The organism is Mesorhizobium sp. WSM4833 (assembly GCF_055811095.1).
Genome location: NZ_JBVVQG010000004.1, coordinates 319,878 through 336,165 on the forward strand (window position 1 = coordinate 319,878; position 16,288 = coordinate 336,165).

A 16,288-nucleotide genomic window follows, 5' to 3' on the forward strand; every position below is an offset into this window, starting at 1 on the left:
AAGTGGGAATACGGATGCCCTGTTTTAATGCATTGAACCTTATTGCACAGTGCCGGCATCCTTATTGCAATTGCATGAGCAGAGCATAGCGGTGGCGTCGGACTCAAGCAGGCATTGAGGCGCGCCCCCGTAAAATGGGGGGTAAGTGCATGGCTTTGTTCACAGAGCGCGTTGCCGTATTGTCGTGCGCATCGGCCGACGACGGTTCAGCCAAGGCATGTTCTGAGGAAGTTCTTCGTGATGCCGCGGCGACTCAGAAGGGTTTGCCCGGCCGGCCGAATCAATGTCTCGCCACTCTGCCCAAACGGATAGCTCGATTGCTTTGCGCTACGGCACTGGTGGGGCTGGTCTTTCCTTACGCTCAATCTCCGGCCCATGCGCAGCAATTGTCCATCAATACGGATGGTGCACCGGGCGACAATGGTGATGACGGAATCGGTACTGCTGACGCCGGAGATGGCCATTCGCCGGTGGCGCCGGCTACGGGAACGAATAGTGTCGGCCGCACGACCTCCGGGGAGGCCGCTTTCGTTGGCAGCGCCCGGGGTGGGCGCGGCGGCGATGGCGGCTCGGCTGTCCATGCAACAGCCGTCCCGCCTTTTGTGGAGATCAAGGGTGGTAAAGGCGGCGATGGCGCCAAAGGCGGAACCGTCGATATAACAAACAACGCATCTGGCGCCCTCGAAACATCGGGGGACAATGCTCCCGGCATATCGGGCGACGCCGGCGGTGGGGATGGTGGTAACGGCGCATGGGCATTCGCCATCGCGGTAGGCGGTAAGGGCGGCGTTGGCGGGCGGGGTGGCGATGGCGGCACGGCGACCGTGACCACTACGATCGAAAGCAATATCATCACGCACGGGGTCAATTCGAACGGCATCACCGTCAATTCCAGCGGAGGGCGCGGCGGCAATGGCGGCTTGGGCGCTGCGATCGGTGCCGGCAAGGGTGGCAATGGCGGCAATGGCGGTTTCGGCGGTGACGCGAAAGGCGATAATGCCGGCTCCATTTCCACGGACGGGGCTTTCTCGAAGGGTATGCTTGTGCGGTCGGCGGGCGGCGTTGCCGGTGATGGTGCAAGTGGTTTCGGTATCGTGGGTAACGGCGGCAATGGGGGCGTGCCGACAATCGGCGGCAATGCCGAGGGGATAAATTCCGGGACCATCACAACTCGGGGAGATTTTGCCAGCGGCATGGTCGTGCAGTCGGTGGGCGGTGGCGGCGGCGACGGCGGTGGCGGTCTAGGTCTGTTCGGCGGTGGCGGCGCGGGTACGGATGGCAATGACGGCCGGGCAGCCACGGGGACCAACACCGGCAACATCACCACCAGTGGCCTGGGCGCCATCGGCATGCTGGTCGAGTCGGTGGGCGGCGGCGGCGGCGATGGCGGCGGCGCTATAGGTCTCGTGTCGATCGGTGGCAAGGCAAGCGGTGGCGGCCAGGGCGATACGGCGACCGGCAATATTGGCGGCGTGATCAAGACCGGCGTCGATGGAAACGGCGGCGACGGCGCGCATGGCATTCTGATCCAGTCGGTCGGCGGTGGCGGCGGCAATGGCGGCTACGCCATCGGCGTAGCGCCTGCAATTTCGGTCGCCATCGGCGGTGGCGGCGGCACTGGCGGCAAGGGTGGCGTGGTCAACGTCAATCAGGCCGGCAACGGTGTGACCGTCGAGACGAACGGCCGTTCCGCTAGCGGCATCATCGCACAGTCGGTCGGCGGCGGCGGCGGCAATGGCGGCGGCGCCATTGCCATTGGCGGCCTGGTGGGTGTGTCGGTAGGCGGATCAGGCGATGCGGCGGGTGACGGCGACAAGGTGAATTACAACGTTGCGAACGCCAAGGTCACCACGCTCGGGGACGATTCCATCGGCGTGCTTATGCAGTCGGTGGGCGGCGGCGGCGGCAATGGCGGGTTTGCACTTTCCGGCTCGACCGTCGCAGCAGTGGGCGTCGGCGGCAGTGGCGGCAAGGCGGGTAAAGGCGGCGTGGTCGACGCGACCGTCGGCGGCACCGTCAACACCTCCGGGGATCGGTCGACCGGCATCGTTGCCCAATCGATCGGCGGCGGCGGCGGCAATGGCGGCTTTTCCGGCGCTGCCAGCTTCGGCGCCAGTGTGGGTGTCGGCGGCAGTGGCGCAGGCGGCGGCGATGCCGATGCCGTCACGCTGCGCACGGCTGATGGCGCGATGCAATCGATCACCACGGACGGCGCGGATTCGGCCGGCCTGATCGTGCAGTCGGTCGGCGGCGGCGGCGGCAATGGCGGCTTTTCCGGTACACTGTCGGCGATTGCCGGCTTCGGTATGGGGGGAAGAGGCGGCGCGGCCGGCAAGGGCGTGGCGACGGAAGCCACCTATAATGGTTCGGTCGAGACTTTCCGCGAAAGGTCGGCCGGTATCATCGTGCAATCAATCGGTGGCGGTGGCGGAAATGGCGGCGGCCAGTTCGGCCTGAGCGTCAACGCAAGCGTGGGCATCGGTGGTTCGGGCGCGGGGGGCGGCGAAGCCGGGACGGCAAAGTTCTTCTCGACGACAACACTTGACGTCACGACCCATCAGTCGGACTCGGCCGGCGTCATCGTGCAGTCGGTCGGCGGCGGCGGTGGCAACGGCGGCTTCTCGTTGAACGGCGCGGGTCTTGTGGCTGCTGTCAGCATCGGCGGCAAGGCCGGCACTGCCAGCGACGCCAAGGCAGTGACGGTCGGCATCAATTCAGGGCTGATTCACACGCTTGGCGACCGCTCCACGGGTATCATCGCCCAGTCGATCGGCGGCGGCAATGGCGGCGGCACGGCTTCCGCCGGCCTCGGCGCCAACGTCACAATCGGTGGCAAGGGAGGTGGCGGCGGCACGGGCTGGACCGTCGATGTCACCAATGGCGCGGCGGTACACACCGAAGGTGTCCAGTCTCATGGCATCCTGGCGCAGTCGATCGGCGGCGGTGGCGGCTCAGGCGGATTTGCCGTCTCGGTTGGCGGGCCGTCCTTCTCGCTTGGCGGCGATGGCGCGTCGGGCGGCGGGAGCAAGAAGGTCTATGTCGAAAACACAGGCCTGATCAGCACGGACAAGGATATGTCGATCGGCATCTTCGCGCAGTCGGTCGGCGGCTCGGGCGGCGACGGCGGGTTTGCGATGGCGGCCGGCGCCTTTGCCGCGGTCGGCATCGGTGGCAAAGGCGGGGCCGGCGGCGCGGCCGGCGAGGTAGAGGTCAAGAACACCACCAACATCACGACGGTGGGCTCCCTCTCACACGGCATTCTCGCCCAGTCGGTCGGCGGCGGTGGCGGCAATGGCGGATCTGTCGGAACGTTTGCCGTCGGTCTGTTCGGCGCCGCTTCCGTGGCGATCGGCGGCGGTGGCGGCGATGGCAATCTCAGCAACCAGGTCACGGTCACCCACAAAGGTGACATTCATGTCGGCGGCATGGGCTCGAAGGCCATCCTTGCGCAATCGGTCGGTGGCAGTGGCGGCAACGGCGGTTCGGCTTATTCAGGCGCGGTCAGCGCTGGTCTCTACGTGTCCGCTTCGGTCGGGGTTGCCGTGGGTGGCGAGGGCGGCAACGGAGGCAATGGTGGAAAGGTAACGGTTCGGGCTGATGGCAACCTGATTGCCGACACCGACGCAGCCGGTTCCGGCGGCATCGTTGCCCAGTCCATCGGCGGCGGCGGCGGCAATGGCGGCCGCGCTGTCACGATTTCGGGTGCAGCCAGCACGGGAGTCAGCGTTTCACTCGGTGTCACTGTTGGTGGCTGGGGTGGCGACGGTGGCAAGAGCGACCTCGTCATCGTCGACAGCGGCATGAATGGCGGCGGCAGCATCGTTACCAAAGGCGCCAACGCGATCGGCATCCTCGCGCAATCGGTGGCCGGTAGCGGCGGCAATGGCGGCGATTCCTGGGGAGCTGCAGGCGGCTTCGGGGTCAACGCCAGCATCAATGCGACGGTCACCATCGGTGGCGGCGGCGGCAAGGGCAACATCAGCGGCGATGTCGCCGTTCACAACGCCATGACGATCAAGACGGGTGGGGACATGAGCGCCGCGATCGTTGCCCAGTCGATCGGCGGCGGCGGCGGCAACGGCGGAGCGACCAATGGCGCGACGGCCGATCTCGGTACAGAAAACGGCGTCAACGTCGCCGTCAACGTTGGTGTTGGCGGGGCGGGTGGCACAGGCAACAAGTCCGGTGCCGTGGATGTTACGAATTCCGCCAATTTGACCACCGACGGCGACTATTCGTCCGGCATTGTTGCCCAATCGATCGGCGGCGGTGGCGGCATGGGCGGTGCGACAAACACGCAGGCCTTCCATGTCGGCGGCACCGCCGGCACGAGCGTTACCGCAAATGTCAGCATCGGCGGCAATGGCGGCGAAGGCAACGATGCCGCCTGTGCCGCGGACGCAGGTGGCAATGCCACTTGTTTCGATGGCAAGGTCGGTGTCGCAGTCGATAATTCGGGCGAGATCCGCACAAGCGGGTTCAACTCGGTCGGCATCCTCGCCATGTCCATCGGCGGCGGTGGCGGCGGCGGCGGCTCGGCTTCGACCAAAGAGGATATCGTCGGCCCAGGCGATGCTGGCGAGACTTCGGTCGGTATCGGCGCGGCGATCGCCCTCGGTGCCGGCGGCGCCGGCAATGGCGGCACGGTTTCGGTGACCAACCGCAATCTGATCGTCACGGACGGCGCCGATTCCTATGGCATCAGCGCCAATTCGATCGGTGGCGGCGGCGGTGTCGGCGGCTCGTCCAGCTCTGGCGTGCTTGGCACTTACGCAATCGGCGGCTCGCTTGGCGGTGCGGGTGGCAAGGGCGGCAATGGCAACCAGGTCGATGTCGTCAATATGGCCGGCGCAACGATATGGACCAAGCAGGAGCGCTCGATAGGCATCTTCGCGCAGTCGGTCGGTGGCGGCGGCGGCGCAGGTGGTGCCGGCGAAAGCAAGGGCAAGAGCGATGGCGGTGAAGTCGCGGTAAACCTGTCGCTTGGCGGCTCGGGTGAGGTCGGCGGCAACGGCGGCAAGGTCAATGTCGAAAACAGCGGCATAGTCCAGACCGACAAGGCCAATTCCCACGGCATCCTGGCGCAGTCGATCGGCGGCTCCGGTGGCGTCGGCGGGGCGTCCGGCACGTCATCCACCGACTCGAAGATCGCCATCACGCTGAGCCTCGGCGGCGCCGGCGGCGCTGGCGGTATCAGCGACAAGGTTCACGTCCAGAACTTCCAGAGCGGTTCGATCCTGACGCAGGACGACAACTCGCACGGCATCTTCGCACAGTCGGTGGGCGGCGGCGGTGGTGCGGGTGGCGCTGGCTCGACGGAGACCGGTAAGGCCGAGACGGCGGTTACCATGTATATTGGCGGCCAAGGCGGCAGTGGCAGCATCGGCGGTGAGGTCGAGGTCAACAACTTCGGCAAGATTGAAACACTGGGCTATATCTCGCACGGCATTTTTGCGCAGTCGATCGGCGGTGGCGGTGGTGCCTCGGGTGCCGCGACCGGCGCATCGGAAGCAGACATGACAATCGGTGGCGGTGCCAGCATACCCAACGGGATTCCGATCCCGGTGGTCGGCGACCCCAACGACCCCGACAACGAGGCCGATGGTGGCAAGGTCACCGTCACCAACGATGGCGAGATCATCACACACAAGGATGGGTCATACGGCATCTTCGCCCAGTCCATCGGCGGCGGTGGAGGATATGGCGGCACGGTTTCGTCCGACTTCGCCGGGTCCGATTCCTTTGCTCTCAGCCTGGGCGGCAAGGGCGGCAACGGCGGCGATGGCGGAGATGTGAGGGTTGAGGTTTCCGGATCGATCGAAACCTTCGGCGCCCGCGCGCATGGCGTCGTGGCGCAGTCGGTGGGCGGCGGCGGCGGTGTCGGCGGCGACGCAAAAGGTAAAACCTCGAACGCGCTCGGCATCGGCGGCCTTGGCGGCAATGGCGGCGATGGCGGCGACGTGACCGTGATCCGCACCGGCACCATCACCACGCATGGTGTCGATGCGGTCGCCATCATCGCTCAGTCGGTCGGCGGCGGCGGCGGCATCGGCGGCGCCGGCTTCGGGCGCTTCGGCGCCACGGCCGATGGCGGCAGCGGCATCGACAACAACACCATCGGCTTCAACACATTTGCGGGTGCCAAGGGCAATGGCGGCACGGTGACCATCCAGCAGGACGGCGAGATCGTCACCGATGGCGAGCGGGCGCACGGCATCGTGGCCCAGGCGGTGGGCGGCGGCGGCGGCCTGGCCGGCACGCTCTCCACCGGCGCTGCCGGTTCCGGCGGTGGCATCGGCGATGCCGCGGCGGCGACGGCGACGGCCATGAGCCAGGTCTGGGTCAAGGGTGCGAGCTCGTATGCCATGTTCGGACAGAGCGCGACCGGCATCGGCGACGCGCACGCGGTTACGCTGACCGCGGGCGACAGCCTGTTCGCGCAGGGTGCTGGTTCCGTGGCCGCCTACGGCGAAAGCACAGCCAACGGCGCGAAAGGCAACATCACCATCAATCTCAACGGTCATTACACGATTGGCGGCGCCGGAACCGGCGTTGCCGCCATGCTCGTCGGCGGCGCCAACAACGCGCTGACCAACCACAGCCTGCTCTACGCAATGGGAGCGACGCCGACATTCGAGATCCAGAGCGGATATCCAGGCATTCCAGACCTTCCTGTTGGCGCCCGGTCCCGTCGTGCCGACCAATGCGATCCTGGAATCGCTGCTCGACGATTTCAGTCCGCTGGCCATTACCGGCACGTCGGGTGATGACCATGTCGACAATTCGCCGCTGGGCGACACGCTGGGACGCGTCATCGGCAACATCGATCTCGGCGGCGGCAACAACAGCTTCCACAATTTTGCGGATGCCTCGATGGTCGGACTGAAAACCATCGATCTCGGCGGCGGGCTGTTCACCAATGACGGGATTTATACCAACCAGGGCATCGGCGTGGTGGCGAAGGTGGATGTCGGCGGCGGCTTCAAACAAAACCTCTCCGGCGATTTCGTCACCGATGTGGATCTCAACAACCAGATCACGGATGCCCTGGCACTAACGGCGGCCGGTGACTTCAACGGCGAAGCGCCGCTGAATTTCCTGTCGATCGATAAGCTGTTCACGGAATATGTGGTCGCCAATGGCTCGGGGATGACCGACTCCGGCATAGCAGCGAAGACCTTGCATCCGGCAGTGGGCTTCAACTTCCAGTTCCGGGTGGATGGCGGCACCGATCTCGTTCTTTACGCCGACAACCCGACATTCCTGGAACTGGCGCAGGATCCGGGATCCGGCACCACCGATCCCGGCGTGTTCCAGATGGCGCAGTACCTTGACGATGTCGAGGCAGCATCGACCCCGGACAACCCGATGGCCAGGCTGATCAACATGCTGCGCTTCCTGCCCAATGAAGAGGAACTGGGTGCAGCATTGACCCGGCTCACACCGCATTATGCCGTGCATACGTTCGACATGATCAACCGCGAAGCCGACATGATGCTGGAAGCGGGGCGTGAGTGTACTGGCGTGCCTGCCTACAAGAATCCCGACGGCCGCTGCGTCTGGGCAACGATCAGCCCGCAGGCCGAGTACGGCCGCGACGCGGGTGCTGGCACTACAAGCCGCGACGACGTCCTGAAGACGATGTCGCTTGGCGGCATTGGCGAGATCGGCCAGAACTGGTCGCTTGGTGCCACGATCGGCCGCACAGAGTTCGATTCCAAGATCGGCTTCAATGGAGACCTGCTGTCGGAGACCACCGGTGAGGCCTGGCAGGCCTATGCGCTGGCCAAATATACCAACAAGAATTACTTCGTGGACTTTGCACTCGGTGGCGGCACGGGCTCGTTCAAGGGCGAACGCGACACCCATATCGACCCGGCATTCTACATTCCGGGCGAAACGTTGGCGGGTGATTATCTCGACGAGGTAATGCTGCCTGGCATCGGCAGCAGCGTCACCTACACACAGAAGACCGCGATGTTCGGCGGCTCGGCGCGGTTGGGTTTCACCCGGGAGATGGGCGCCTTCTATCTGCAGCCGACAGTGCAGTTCGACGCGCGCTGGCTGCGTGTCTCAGGCACGGAGGAGGGTTCGGTCGCCGCCTTCAACTTCGATGGCTCGGCCAACACCTACTATTCTGCAACCCCTGCAATCGAGATCGGCACCGACATCGCGCTCAGCGACATTGCCAGCCTTCGCGTCTACGGCAAGGCCGGGGCGGAGTTTTCCAACAAGGAGTGGGAAATCGAAGGTCGCTTCGCGGCGGCGGAGAATCTGCTCGGCAACCCCGCATTGCACTTGACGGAGGCCGTCGATTCGCCGCTCTATCGGGTCGGCGCCGGCCTTGAACTGAATGGCGTCAATGGCGTCGGCATGTCCGTCAGATATAATGGCGCCTTCGGCGAAACGGTTAAACAGAACGCGATCAGCGCGTCTCTCAAGGTTAGCTTCTAGCTGGCCCGAGGCGGAGCCGGGCGGGAGGGATCTTGATGAGGAAGTTCGCGTATTTCGTGGCGATGCTGGGTGTTGCCTGCACCGTCGGTGTGCCGGCCGTGGCGGCGCAAACCAAGAGCGACAAGGCGGTCGCGGCACCGGCTGCCGCCGATGCGCCGCAGTTGCCCGGTGGCGCGTCGGCACTGTCCGAAACCCACGGCGACTGGACGGTCAATTGCCAGATATCAGGCGCGACCAAAACCTGCAGCCTGTCGCATCAGCAATTCAACAAGCAAAACAATCAGCGCCTGCTGGCGATCGAGCTGTCGAGCAAGACCGGCGAGGATGCCACGGGAACGCTTGCGCTGCCGTTCGGCCTGGCGCTGGCCAAGGGGGTGAGCCTGACCATCGACGATCAGAAGCTGGACGGCAGCCTGGCGTTCAACACCTGCCAGGTCGTCGGCTGTCTGGTGCCGGTGGTGTTCGATGCGACTGTCACGCCGCTGCTGAAATCAGGCACCACGCTGAAGATCGACGCTTTCGCGGCAGACACCGGACAAGCGGTGAGCTTTTCCATTCCGCTCAACGGCTTCGCCGGCGCACTTGCCCGAACCGCGGAGCTTTTGACCAATTGATGTGAGCCGCAGGACTTAAAGCGCGCGCCGCCTGAACGCAGTCTCGCGGCAGGGCGGTGCGTCACTGCAGCAGAACATTTTTCAGTCAAACGACGATTGTTTTAAGCCGTTCGGCGATCAGGGCGGCAAGCCGAGCCGCCACTTCGTCCTTGCTCATCTCCGGCCATTCCTCGACACCGGCCTTTGACACGATCCGCACCCGGTTGCGATCGCCGCCCATCACGCCCGAAGAGCCGACGCCGCTTCCCTGCGACACGTCGTTGGCAACGATGAGATCGGCGCCTTTCTTCTTGAGCTTGGCCTCGGCGTTGCGCAGGAGATCCTGTGTCTCGGCGGCGAAGCCGATAACCAGGTCGGGTCGCTGGCTGTGATGGCCGACGCCGGCGAGGATGTCGGGATTCTCGACCATGCGCAGCACCGGCGGCCCTTCGCCCGCGACCTTCTTGATCTTCTCACCGGCCGAGTTCTCGGTGCGCCAGTCGGCCACGGCGGCGACGAACACCGCCGCATCTGCGGGCAAGAGCCGTTCCACCGCGTCGCGCATCTCCTGCGCCCGCTCGACGTGAATGGTCTTCACTCCGGGGGGATCGGCGATGCCGACAGGGCCGGAGACGAGGCGCACATCGGCGCCGAGCCTGGCCAGTGCTGCCGCGATGGCATGGCCCTGCTTGCCGGACGAGCGGTTGGCGATGTAGCGCACCGGGTCGATCGGCTCATGGGTCGGGCCGGAGGTGACGATGATCTTGCGCCCCGACAGCGGCTTCGGGCCGACATCGAGCAGCGCCTCGACCGCGGCAACGATCTCCAGCGGCTCGGCCATGCGGCCTTCGCCCGCCTCATTGCTTTCGGCCATCTCGCCCCTGGCCGGACCGACGAAGGTGACGCCGTCCTTCTGCAGCGTCGCGCGGTTGCGGCGGGTGGCCGGATGCGCCCACATTCTGGGGTTCATGGCCGGCGCCATCAGCACCGGCTTGTCGGTGGCGACAAGCACGGTGGAGGCCAGATCGTTGGCGTGGCCGTTTGCGAGCTTCGCCATCAGGTCGGCGGTGGCGGGCGCCACCACCAGCAGATCGGCCTCGCGCGACAGCCTGATATGGCCGACATCGTGTTCGTCATTGCGGTCGAACAACTCGGTGAAAACATGGTCGGCGGAGAGCGCGCCGACCGACAGCGTGGTGACGAATTCCTGCGCGGCCGATGTCATGACCACCCGAACCGCGGCCCCGCGCTCGCGCAGCCGGCGGATCAGATCCAGCGCTTTGTAGGCGGCGATGCCGCCGCCGATGATGAGCAGGATGCGCTTGCCGGAGAGGCTCATGCACCCTCCCAAGGATTGACTATGCTGATACCGCAATCGGAAAAGTCAGCAACATTTCTAGTCACCATCGCAAAGCCCCGCGAGCGAGCAACCGAGGCGATCTGTGCGTCAAATTCGCGTATAGGACGTCCCAGAAATCGTCTGTTCGAAACAATCTCCGCGTATGCTTCGGCTTCGCGGTCACCGAACGCGAGCACTGGGGTCTTGAGCCATTTGGTGAAAAGGCCCCGATGACACTACCCAGTGCAGCCTTACGCGTTCCGTCCGGCATGTTCGCAAGCCCAACGAGCAGCTCTGCCTTAGTCATCGCCGTGACATATGAGCGGGTTGCGAGCGAGCTATCCATCCAGGTAGCCACCCCTGCATCCGGCCGTGGTTTGAAGGTTTCCGAGATAACATTCGTATCCAGCACGAACATGGTTAGTCAAATTTCAGTGGCTCGCGCGTAGGGCCGCGCTCCGGCAACTCGACATCGAAACCGCCATGGGGCTCAACCAGCCTACGAATCGCGGCATAGAGTGACTCTCCCCGAGGGTCTTGGTCCACACCGTCCGAAAGAACACTCTTGGCAAGAACGCTACGCGCTTCCTCTTCCATGGAGACTCCCCTCACGGCAGCTCGCTCACGCAGTTTCTGCTTCACGTTGGTGTCGAGATTGCGGATGGTAAGTGTGCTCATGTTTTTGCTCCTTACCTCAACCTAGTCCATGAAAGCGTTGCTTTCAATGATAGCAATGCCGGCACTGCTGTCACCGAGAACTCAGATCATCTTCCAGGCGATATAGACCAGCGTCAGCGCGATCACCCAGAGTGCCCAGCGGCCGGAGCGGCTGTAGCGCGCTTCGGCCTTGCCGATGGCGTGGGCAGTGGTCTCGTCGAAGCGCAGGCCATGCTCGGCCATCAGGTCGATCTCGCGCGACAGCCGGTCAGTGCGCGCCGCAAGCTCGGGCACCTGGCGGGCCAGCGTCAGCAGCGCCTTGGCGCCATCGCGCGCATCCATCATCATGCCACGCGGCCCAAGATTGCCTGATATCCAGTCGCCGACCACCGGCTCGGCAGTCTTCCACATGTTGAAGGCCGGGTCGAGCGTGCGCGCCACGCCCTCGACCACCACCATGGTCTTCTGCAGCAGGATCAGTTCGGGCCGCGTCGCCATGTCGAAGAGCTCGGTAACCTCGAACAGCAGCGTCAGAAGCTTGGCCATCGAGATGGTCTCGGCCGGCTGGCCATGGATCGGCTCGCCGATCGCCCGGATCGCCTGCGCGAAGGCCGCGACATTGTGCTGGCGCGGCACATAGCCGGCCTCGAAATGGACCTCAGCGACGCGCAGATAGTCGCGCGTGATGAAGCCGTAGAGGATTTCGGCGAGGAAGCGGCGCTCCTTCTTGCCGAGCCGGCCGGCAATGCCGAGATCGACGGCGACGATGGTGCCGTTCGCCTCGACGAACAAATTGCCCGGATGCATGTCGGCGTGGAAAAATCCGTCGCGCAGCGTGTGGCGCAGGAACGACTGGATCAGGTTGGTGGCGATGGTTTTCAGATCGTGGCCCGCCGCGACCAGTCCGGCAATGTCGTTCATCTTGACGCCGTCGACCCATTCCATGGTCAACACGTCGCGGCCGGTACGCTCCCAGTCGACGGACGGCACGCGAAAGCCGGGGTCGTGCCTGGTGCTTTCGCCGAGCTCCGAGAGGGCCGCCGCCTCGAGGCGAAGATCCATCTCGATCTTGGTGGTCTGCGCCAGCGTCTGGGTGACCTCGACCGGCCGCAGCCGGCGGGACGAGGGGATGTATTTCTCCTGCAGGCGAGCGGCAAGGAAATAGCTTTCGAGATCCTGGAAGAAGCGGCGGCGCACGCCGGGCCGGATCACCTTGACCGCCACCTTGGTGGCAACGCCGTCATGCATGGCATCGGCGGCATGGACCTGGGCGATGGAGGCGGCGGCGACCGGATCGCCGAATTGCGCGTAGAGATCGCCGACTTTGCGCCCGAGCGAGGCTTCGATGGCCGCTATGGCTTCGGCCTTCGGAAAGGTGTGCATCTTGTCCTGCAACATGGCGAGATCGAGCGCCATGTCGTTGCCGACGACGTCGGGCCGTGTCGCCAGGAACTGGCCGAGCTTTACATAGGAGGGACCGAGCCGGACGACCGCCTTGGCCAGCCGGTCGCTGCGCTCATAGTCCAGCGCGCGGCGGCGCGTGAACAGCCGTGCCATCCGCCAGCCGAACTTCGGCAGGCCGGACAGTTCCTCACCCGGCAGAGCGGCGACGACACCCTCGCGGACCAGCACCCAGCCGGCCCTTACGAGCCGGAATCCTGCACTGACATTGCTCATGGCAGCGCCAACCCTGCCGGCTCTTTGAACCGGCATAGCACGCGTCGATTGTGAGAAATGCGGTCCGGCCTCAAAGCTTCCAGCCCGAATGAAGTGCTGCAATACCGCCGGAATAGTTGCGGAAGGAAACGCGGTCGAAGCCGGCGCGGGAAATCATCGTCGCGAAATTCTGCTGGTTGGGAAACCTGGCGATCGATTCGACCAGATAGGAATAGGGCTCGCCGTCGCCGGTGACCATCTTGCCGATCTTTGGAATGGCGTTGAACGACCAGGCTTCATAAGCCTTGTCGAGCAGCGGCATCTCGACCTCGGAAAATTCCAGGCACAGGAAGCGCCCACCGGGCTTCAGCACGCGAAACGCTTCGCCCAAGGCCACCTCGATGCGCGGTACGTTGCGGATGCCGAAAGCGATGGTATAGGCATCGAATGTGGCATCAGGGAAGGGCAGTTCCTCGGCATTGGCCTCGACGAAATCGGTGTTGCCGGACAGGCCCTTCTTTTCGGCCCGGTCGCGGCCGACAGCCAGCATCGAGCCATTGATGTCGAGCACGGTGGCATGGGCATTGCCGTGGCTGGCATCGACGATGCGAAAGGCAATGTCGCCGGTGCCTCCGGCAACGTCGAGCACCTTCCAGCCCGCCCGTTTAGGCGGATTGAGCCAGGTGACCATGGCGTCCTTCCACAGCCGGTGCAGGCCGGCCGACATCAGATCGTTCATCAGGTCGTAGCGGTTGGCGACCTTGTGGAAAACATCGTTGACCAGGGACTGCTTGTCGCCAGCCCCTACACGCTTGAAACCATAGGAGGTTTCCATGCCGCCCGCGGCCGTGGTTCTCTCAACTGACATTTTTTTGATCCGTCATAAAACCGGCGGGACCATAGCCGATCGATGGTGCGGGCGCTATTGTTTAAGGCGCGGTGTTCAGCCGCGCTTCCAGGTGGCGGGTTTTCGAGACCTGGACGGACCGACGGGATGATTGAATGCCTTTGAAAGCGGAACTGCACTGCCACATCGAAGGGGCAGCGGCGCCCGAACTCGTCATCCGCCAGGCGCAGAAATACGGCAAGGACACCTCGCCCTATATCCAGAACGGTTCCTTCGTCTGGCACGATTTCACCTCCTTCCTGGCGGCTTATGATTTTTCCGCCGATCTGTTCCGGACCGAGGAGGACTATGCGCGGCTGGCCGACCACTATCTGACCAGCCTTGCCCGCGATGGCGCCATCTATTCCGAGGTGTTCACCTCGCCGGACCACGCTAAAAAGGCCGGTCTGTCGCCCAAGGCCTATACCGACGCGCTCGGCGAGGGCATGGCGCGCGCCAAGGCCAAGACCGGCATCGAGGGCCGCATGATCGTCACCGGCGTGCGCCATGTCGGCGTCGAGTCGATCGAGCAGGCGGCGCGCTTCGCGGCGCGCTGCGGGCATCCGCTGGTCACCGGTTTCGGCGTTGCCGGCGATGAGCGGATCGGTGATATGGAGGACTATGTCAGGGCTTTCGAGATCGCTCGCGAAGCCGGGCTCGGCATCACCATCCATGCCGGCGAACTGACGGGCTGGGAGACCGTCCAGGCGGCGCTCGATCATATCCGTCCGTCCCGCATCGGCCATGGCGTGCGCGCCATCGAGAACCTGGACCTCGTCCGGCGCATCGCCGACGAGGGCATCGTGCTGGAATGCTGCCCCGGTTCCAACATCGCGCTCAAGGTGTTCGACAGTTTCGCCGATCATCCGTTTCCGGCCCTGCAGGCGGCAGGCTGCAAGGTGACGCTCAATTCCGACGATCCGCCCTATTTCTGGACCTCGCTCAAGCGTGAATACGACATCGCTGCCGAGCATTTCTCGATGAACGACAAGGCGCTGACCGCCGTCACCAGAACGGCCATCGAGGCCGCTTTCGTCGATAGAAAGACAAAGACGGCACTTCTTGCCCGGTTGAACAGCGCGGCACGCTGATTTCCGCCGACAAAGCTGTGGTCGGTGCGGGCCAAGCGGTTCCTTGGCCGGCGCATTGCCGCTAGGGTTCGCCCAGGCAGCTTGAAGCGCGGCGCGTCCGAAAGGGCGATGCGCGCATTTTCGGGCGCAGGCATCAGGAGAACACCATGCAGGGCGTCACCGTCGTCGACCACCCGCTTGTCCAGCACAAGCTGACCATCATGCGCAAGAAGGAAACCTCGACGGCGGGCTTCCGCCGGCTGCTGCGCGAAATCTCGCTGCTGCTCGGCTACGAGGTCACCCGCAATCTCGAACTGACGACGACGACCATCGAAACGCCGATGGAAACGATGGAAGCGCCGACGCTCGAGGGCAAGAAACTGGTCTTTGCCTCGGTGCTGCGCGCCGGCAACGGCTTGCTGGAAGGCCTGCTCGACCTGGTGCCGGCGGCGCGCGTCGCCCATGTCGGTCTCTACCGCGATCACGAAACGCTGGAAGCGGTCGAATATTTCTTCAAGGCGCCGAGCGACCTCGCCGACCGGCTGGTGATCGTCGTCGATCCGATGCTGGCCACCGCCAATTCGGCGATCGCGGCGATCGACAAGCTGAAAGAGCGCGGCGCCACCAACATCCGTTTCCTTTGCCTGCTGGCGGCGCCCGAAGGCATCGAGCGCTTCATCAAGGCGCATCCGGACGTTCCCGTCTTCACCGCTTCGATCGACCGCCAGCTCAACGAGAAGGGCTACATCATGCCCGGCCTCGGCGACGCCGGCGACCGCATGTATGGGACCAAGTAATATCAGACCAAGTCGCCTGGTACGATTTACCAAATATTTACGCAAAGGCGCGGTTTTGGCGCGCGTTAAAGCGGCAAACACCATCCGGGCTTAACGATCGGCTGTCACTACAGCGCCGCGCGTCCGTTTCGGACGCGCAAAGGACGCTGTAGCACTTTGATTTTGTGCATGAGCCTTTCCGAAAATCGTTCCCGATTTTCGGGGTCATGCGGCGAGGCCGATCCATGCTGCGCAAACTTCTGATCCTCGCCGTTTTCGCCGGTACATCGGCATCGATACCGATTGTGTATCAGTCGAATCCGCAACTCGTCGAAAACCTGCTGAGGTCGGCGGTGCCGGGCAAACAAGCGGTCGAAGCCCAGCCGAACGTCAATCTGGCATCGGTGCCCAACAAGCCCGCGGCACCGCTGCCGATGGGCCGCAAGGTCCTCGTCGCGGCAGACGAACGCGGGCATTTCTCGTCACCCTTCAAGCTCAACGGACGTCAGGTCGACGGCATGATCGACACTGGCGCTACATTGGTCGCCATCAACATTTCGACGGCACGCAGGATCGGCCTGTCGCTGAACGCTTCCGACTTCAACCGCGAGGTCAACACCGCCAACGGCACCATCAAGGCGGCCGTGGCCATGATCGACCGCCTGCAGATCGGCAGCATCACCGTCAATGACGTCCAGACCATCGTGCTCGACGACAGGGCGCTGCGCACCAATCTGATCGGCATGAGCTTCCTCAACCGGCTCGACAAATACCAGGTCGAGAACGGCACGCTGCTGCTCGTCCAGTAAGGCTATTCGTTTTCCCAAATTCCCAAGGGAAAGCGCTATGCGCTTTCC

Annotated in this window: 11 protein-coding genes; 6 read left to right on the plus strand and 5 right to left on the minus strand. The window is 64.2% G+C overall.

All coding sequences use genetic code 11. The features are described 5' to 3' along the window. Nucleotides 1–206: 206 nt before the first annotated feature. Nucleotides 207–860, minus strand: a complete 654-nt coding sequence (locus tag AC0L2D_RS09965; RefSeq protein WP_473540929.1) for a hypothetical protein — start codon at nt 858–860, stop codon at nt 207–209. On the opposite strand from AC0L2D_RS09965, the gene AC0L2D_RS09970 reads away from it, so the two are divergent. Genes AC0L2D_RS09970 through AC0L2D_RS09980 form a run of 3 tightly spaced genes read left to right on the plus strand, consistent with a single transcriptional unit; the run spans nt 825 to nt 9,068 of the window. Continuing rightward, a complete protein-coding gene (locus AC0L2D_RS09970) occupies nt 825–6,767 on the plus strand; it encodes a beta strand repeat-containing protein (RefSeq protein ID WP_473540930.1) in 5,943 nt (1,980 codons plus the stop codon). The two genes, AC0L2D_RS09965 and AC0L2D_RS09970, sit on opposite strands and share 36 nt — an antisense overlap. Further along, complete coding sequence (locus AC0L2D_RS09975; protein WP_473540932.1) at nt 6,676–8,454, plus strand: autotransporter outer membrane beta-barrel domain-containing protein; 1,779 nt, start codon at nt 6,676–6,678, stop codon at nt 8,452–8,454. Before AC0L2D_RS09970 ends, AC0L2D_RS09975 begins: the two co-directional genes overlap by 92 nt. A gap of 35 nt (nt 8,455–8,489) precedes the next feature. After that, complete coding sequence (locus AC0L2D_RS09980) at nt 8,490–9,068, plus strand: invasion associated locus B family protein (protein ID WP_024502803.1); 579 nt, start codon at nt 8,490–8,492, stop codon at nt 9,066–9,068. A gap of 85 nt (nt 9,069–9,153) precedes the next feature. On the opposite strand, the gene coaBC is transcribed toward AC0L2D_RS09980, so the two are convergent. The 4 genes from coaBC to ubiE all read right to left on the minus strand — a co-directional run bounded on the left by coaBC (nt 9,154) and on the right by ubiE (nt 13,567). Then, nucleotides 9,154–10,386: a bifunctional phosphopantothenoylcysteine decarboxylase/phosphopantothenate--cysteine ligase CoaBC gene (gene coaBC / locus AC0L2D_RS09985; RefSeq protein WP_473540933.1), complete on the minus strand. Its 1,233-nt coding sequence runs from the start codon at nt 10,384–10,386 to the stop codon at nt 9,154–9,156. A 420-nt stretch (nt 10,387–10,806) separates the two neighbouring features. Next, on the minus strand, nt 10,807–11,064 hold the full coding sequence (locus AC0L2D_RS09990; protein ID WP_013529622.1) for a FitA-like ribbon-helix-helix domain-containing protein: 258 nt from the start codon (nt 11,062–11,064) through the stop codon (nt 10,807–10,809). 81 nt (nt 11,065–11,145) lie between these two features. Beyond that, nucleotides 11,146–12,720, minus strand: a complete 1,575-nt coding sequence (gene ubiB, locus AC0L2D_RS09995) for a 2-polyprenylphenol 6-hydroxylase (protein ID WP_473540934.1) — start codon at nt 12,718–12,720, stop codon at nt 11,146–11,148. Between the two features lie 70 nt (nt 12,721–12,790). Continuing rightward, entirely contained in the window at nt 12,791–13,567 is a 777-nt protein-coding gene (gene ubiE / locus AC0L2D_RS10000) for a bifunctional demethylmenaquinone methyltransferase/2-methoxy-6-polyprenyl-1,4-benzoquinol methylase UbiE (RefSeq protein WP_013529624.1), read from the minus strand. A 134-nt stretch (nt 13,568–13,701) separates the two neighbouring features. Here ubiE and AC0L2D_RS10005 point away from each other — a divergent pair, with 134 nt between their 5' ends. From AC0L2D_RS10005 to AC0L2D_RS10015, 3 genes are all read left to right on the plus strand, one after another. Further along, on the plus strand, nt 13,702–14,676 hold the full coding sequence (locus tag AC0L2D_RS10005; RefSeq protein WP_064995582.1) for an adenosine deaminase: 975 nt from the start codon (nt 13,702–13,704) through the stop codon (nt 14,674–14,676). Between the two features lie 146 nt (nt 14,677–14,822). Further along, nucleotides 14,823–15,452, plus strand: coding sequence for a uracil phosphoribosyltransferase (gene upp / locus AC0L2D_RS10010; RefSeq protein WP_013529626.1), 630 nt, complete (start codon nt 14,823–14,825; stop codon nt 15,450–15,452). Nucleotides 15,453–15,676: 224 nt separating this feature from the next. Then, the gene (locus tag AC0L2D_RS10015) at nt 15,677–16,240 is read left to right on the plus strand and encodes a TIGR02281 family clan AA aspartic protease (RefSeq protein ID WP_024502797.1); all 564 of its coding nucleotides are present in this window, start codon (nt 15,677–15,679) and stop codon (nt 16,238–16,240) included. Nucleotides 16,241–16,288 lie beyond the last annotated feature (48 nt).

Coding starts and splice junctions, on each gene's coding strand:
- ubiE (WP_013529624.1), bottom strand. CDS start 13,567: ATGTCAGTTGAGAGAACCACGGCCGCGGGCGGCATGGAAACCTCCTAT.
- AC0L2D_RS10005 (WP_064995582.1), top strand. CDS start 13,702: ATGCCTTTGAAAGCGGAACTGCACTGCCACATCGAAGGGGCAGCGGCG.
- upp (WP_013529626.1), top strand. CDS start 14,823: ATGCAGGGCGTCACCGTCGTCGACCACCCGCTTGTCCAGCACAAGCTG.
- AC0L2D_RS09990 (WP_013529622.1), bottom strand. CDS start 11,064: ATGAGCACACTTACCATCCGCAATCTCGACACCAACGTGAAGCAGAAA.
- AC0L2D_RS09980 (WP_024502803.1), top strand. CDS start 8,490: ATGAGGAAGTTCGCGTATTTCGTGGCGATGCTGGGTGTTGCCTGCACC.
- AC0L2D_RS10015 (WP_024502797.1), top strand. CDS start 15,677: ATGCTGCGCAAACTTCTGATCCTCGCCGTTTTCGCCGGTACATCGGCA.
- coaBC (WP_473540933.1), bottom strand. CDS start 10,386: ATGAGCCTCTCCGGCAAGCGCATCCTGCTCATCATCGGCGGCGGCATC.
- ubiB (WP_473540934.1), bottom strand. CDS start 12,720: ATGAGCAATGTCAGTGCAGGATTCCGGCTCGTAAGGGCCGGCTGGGTG.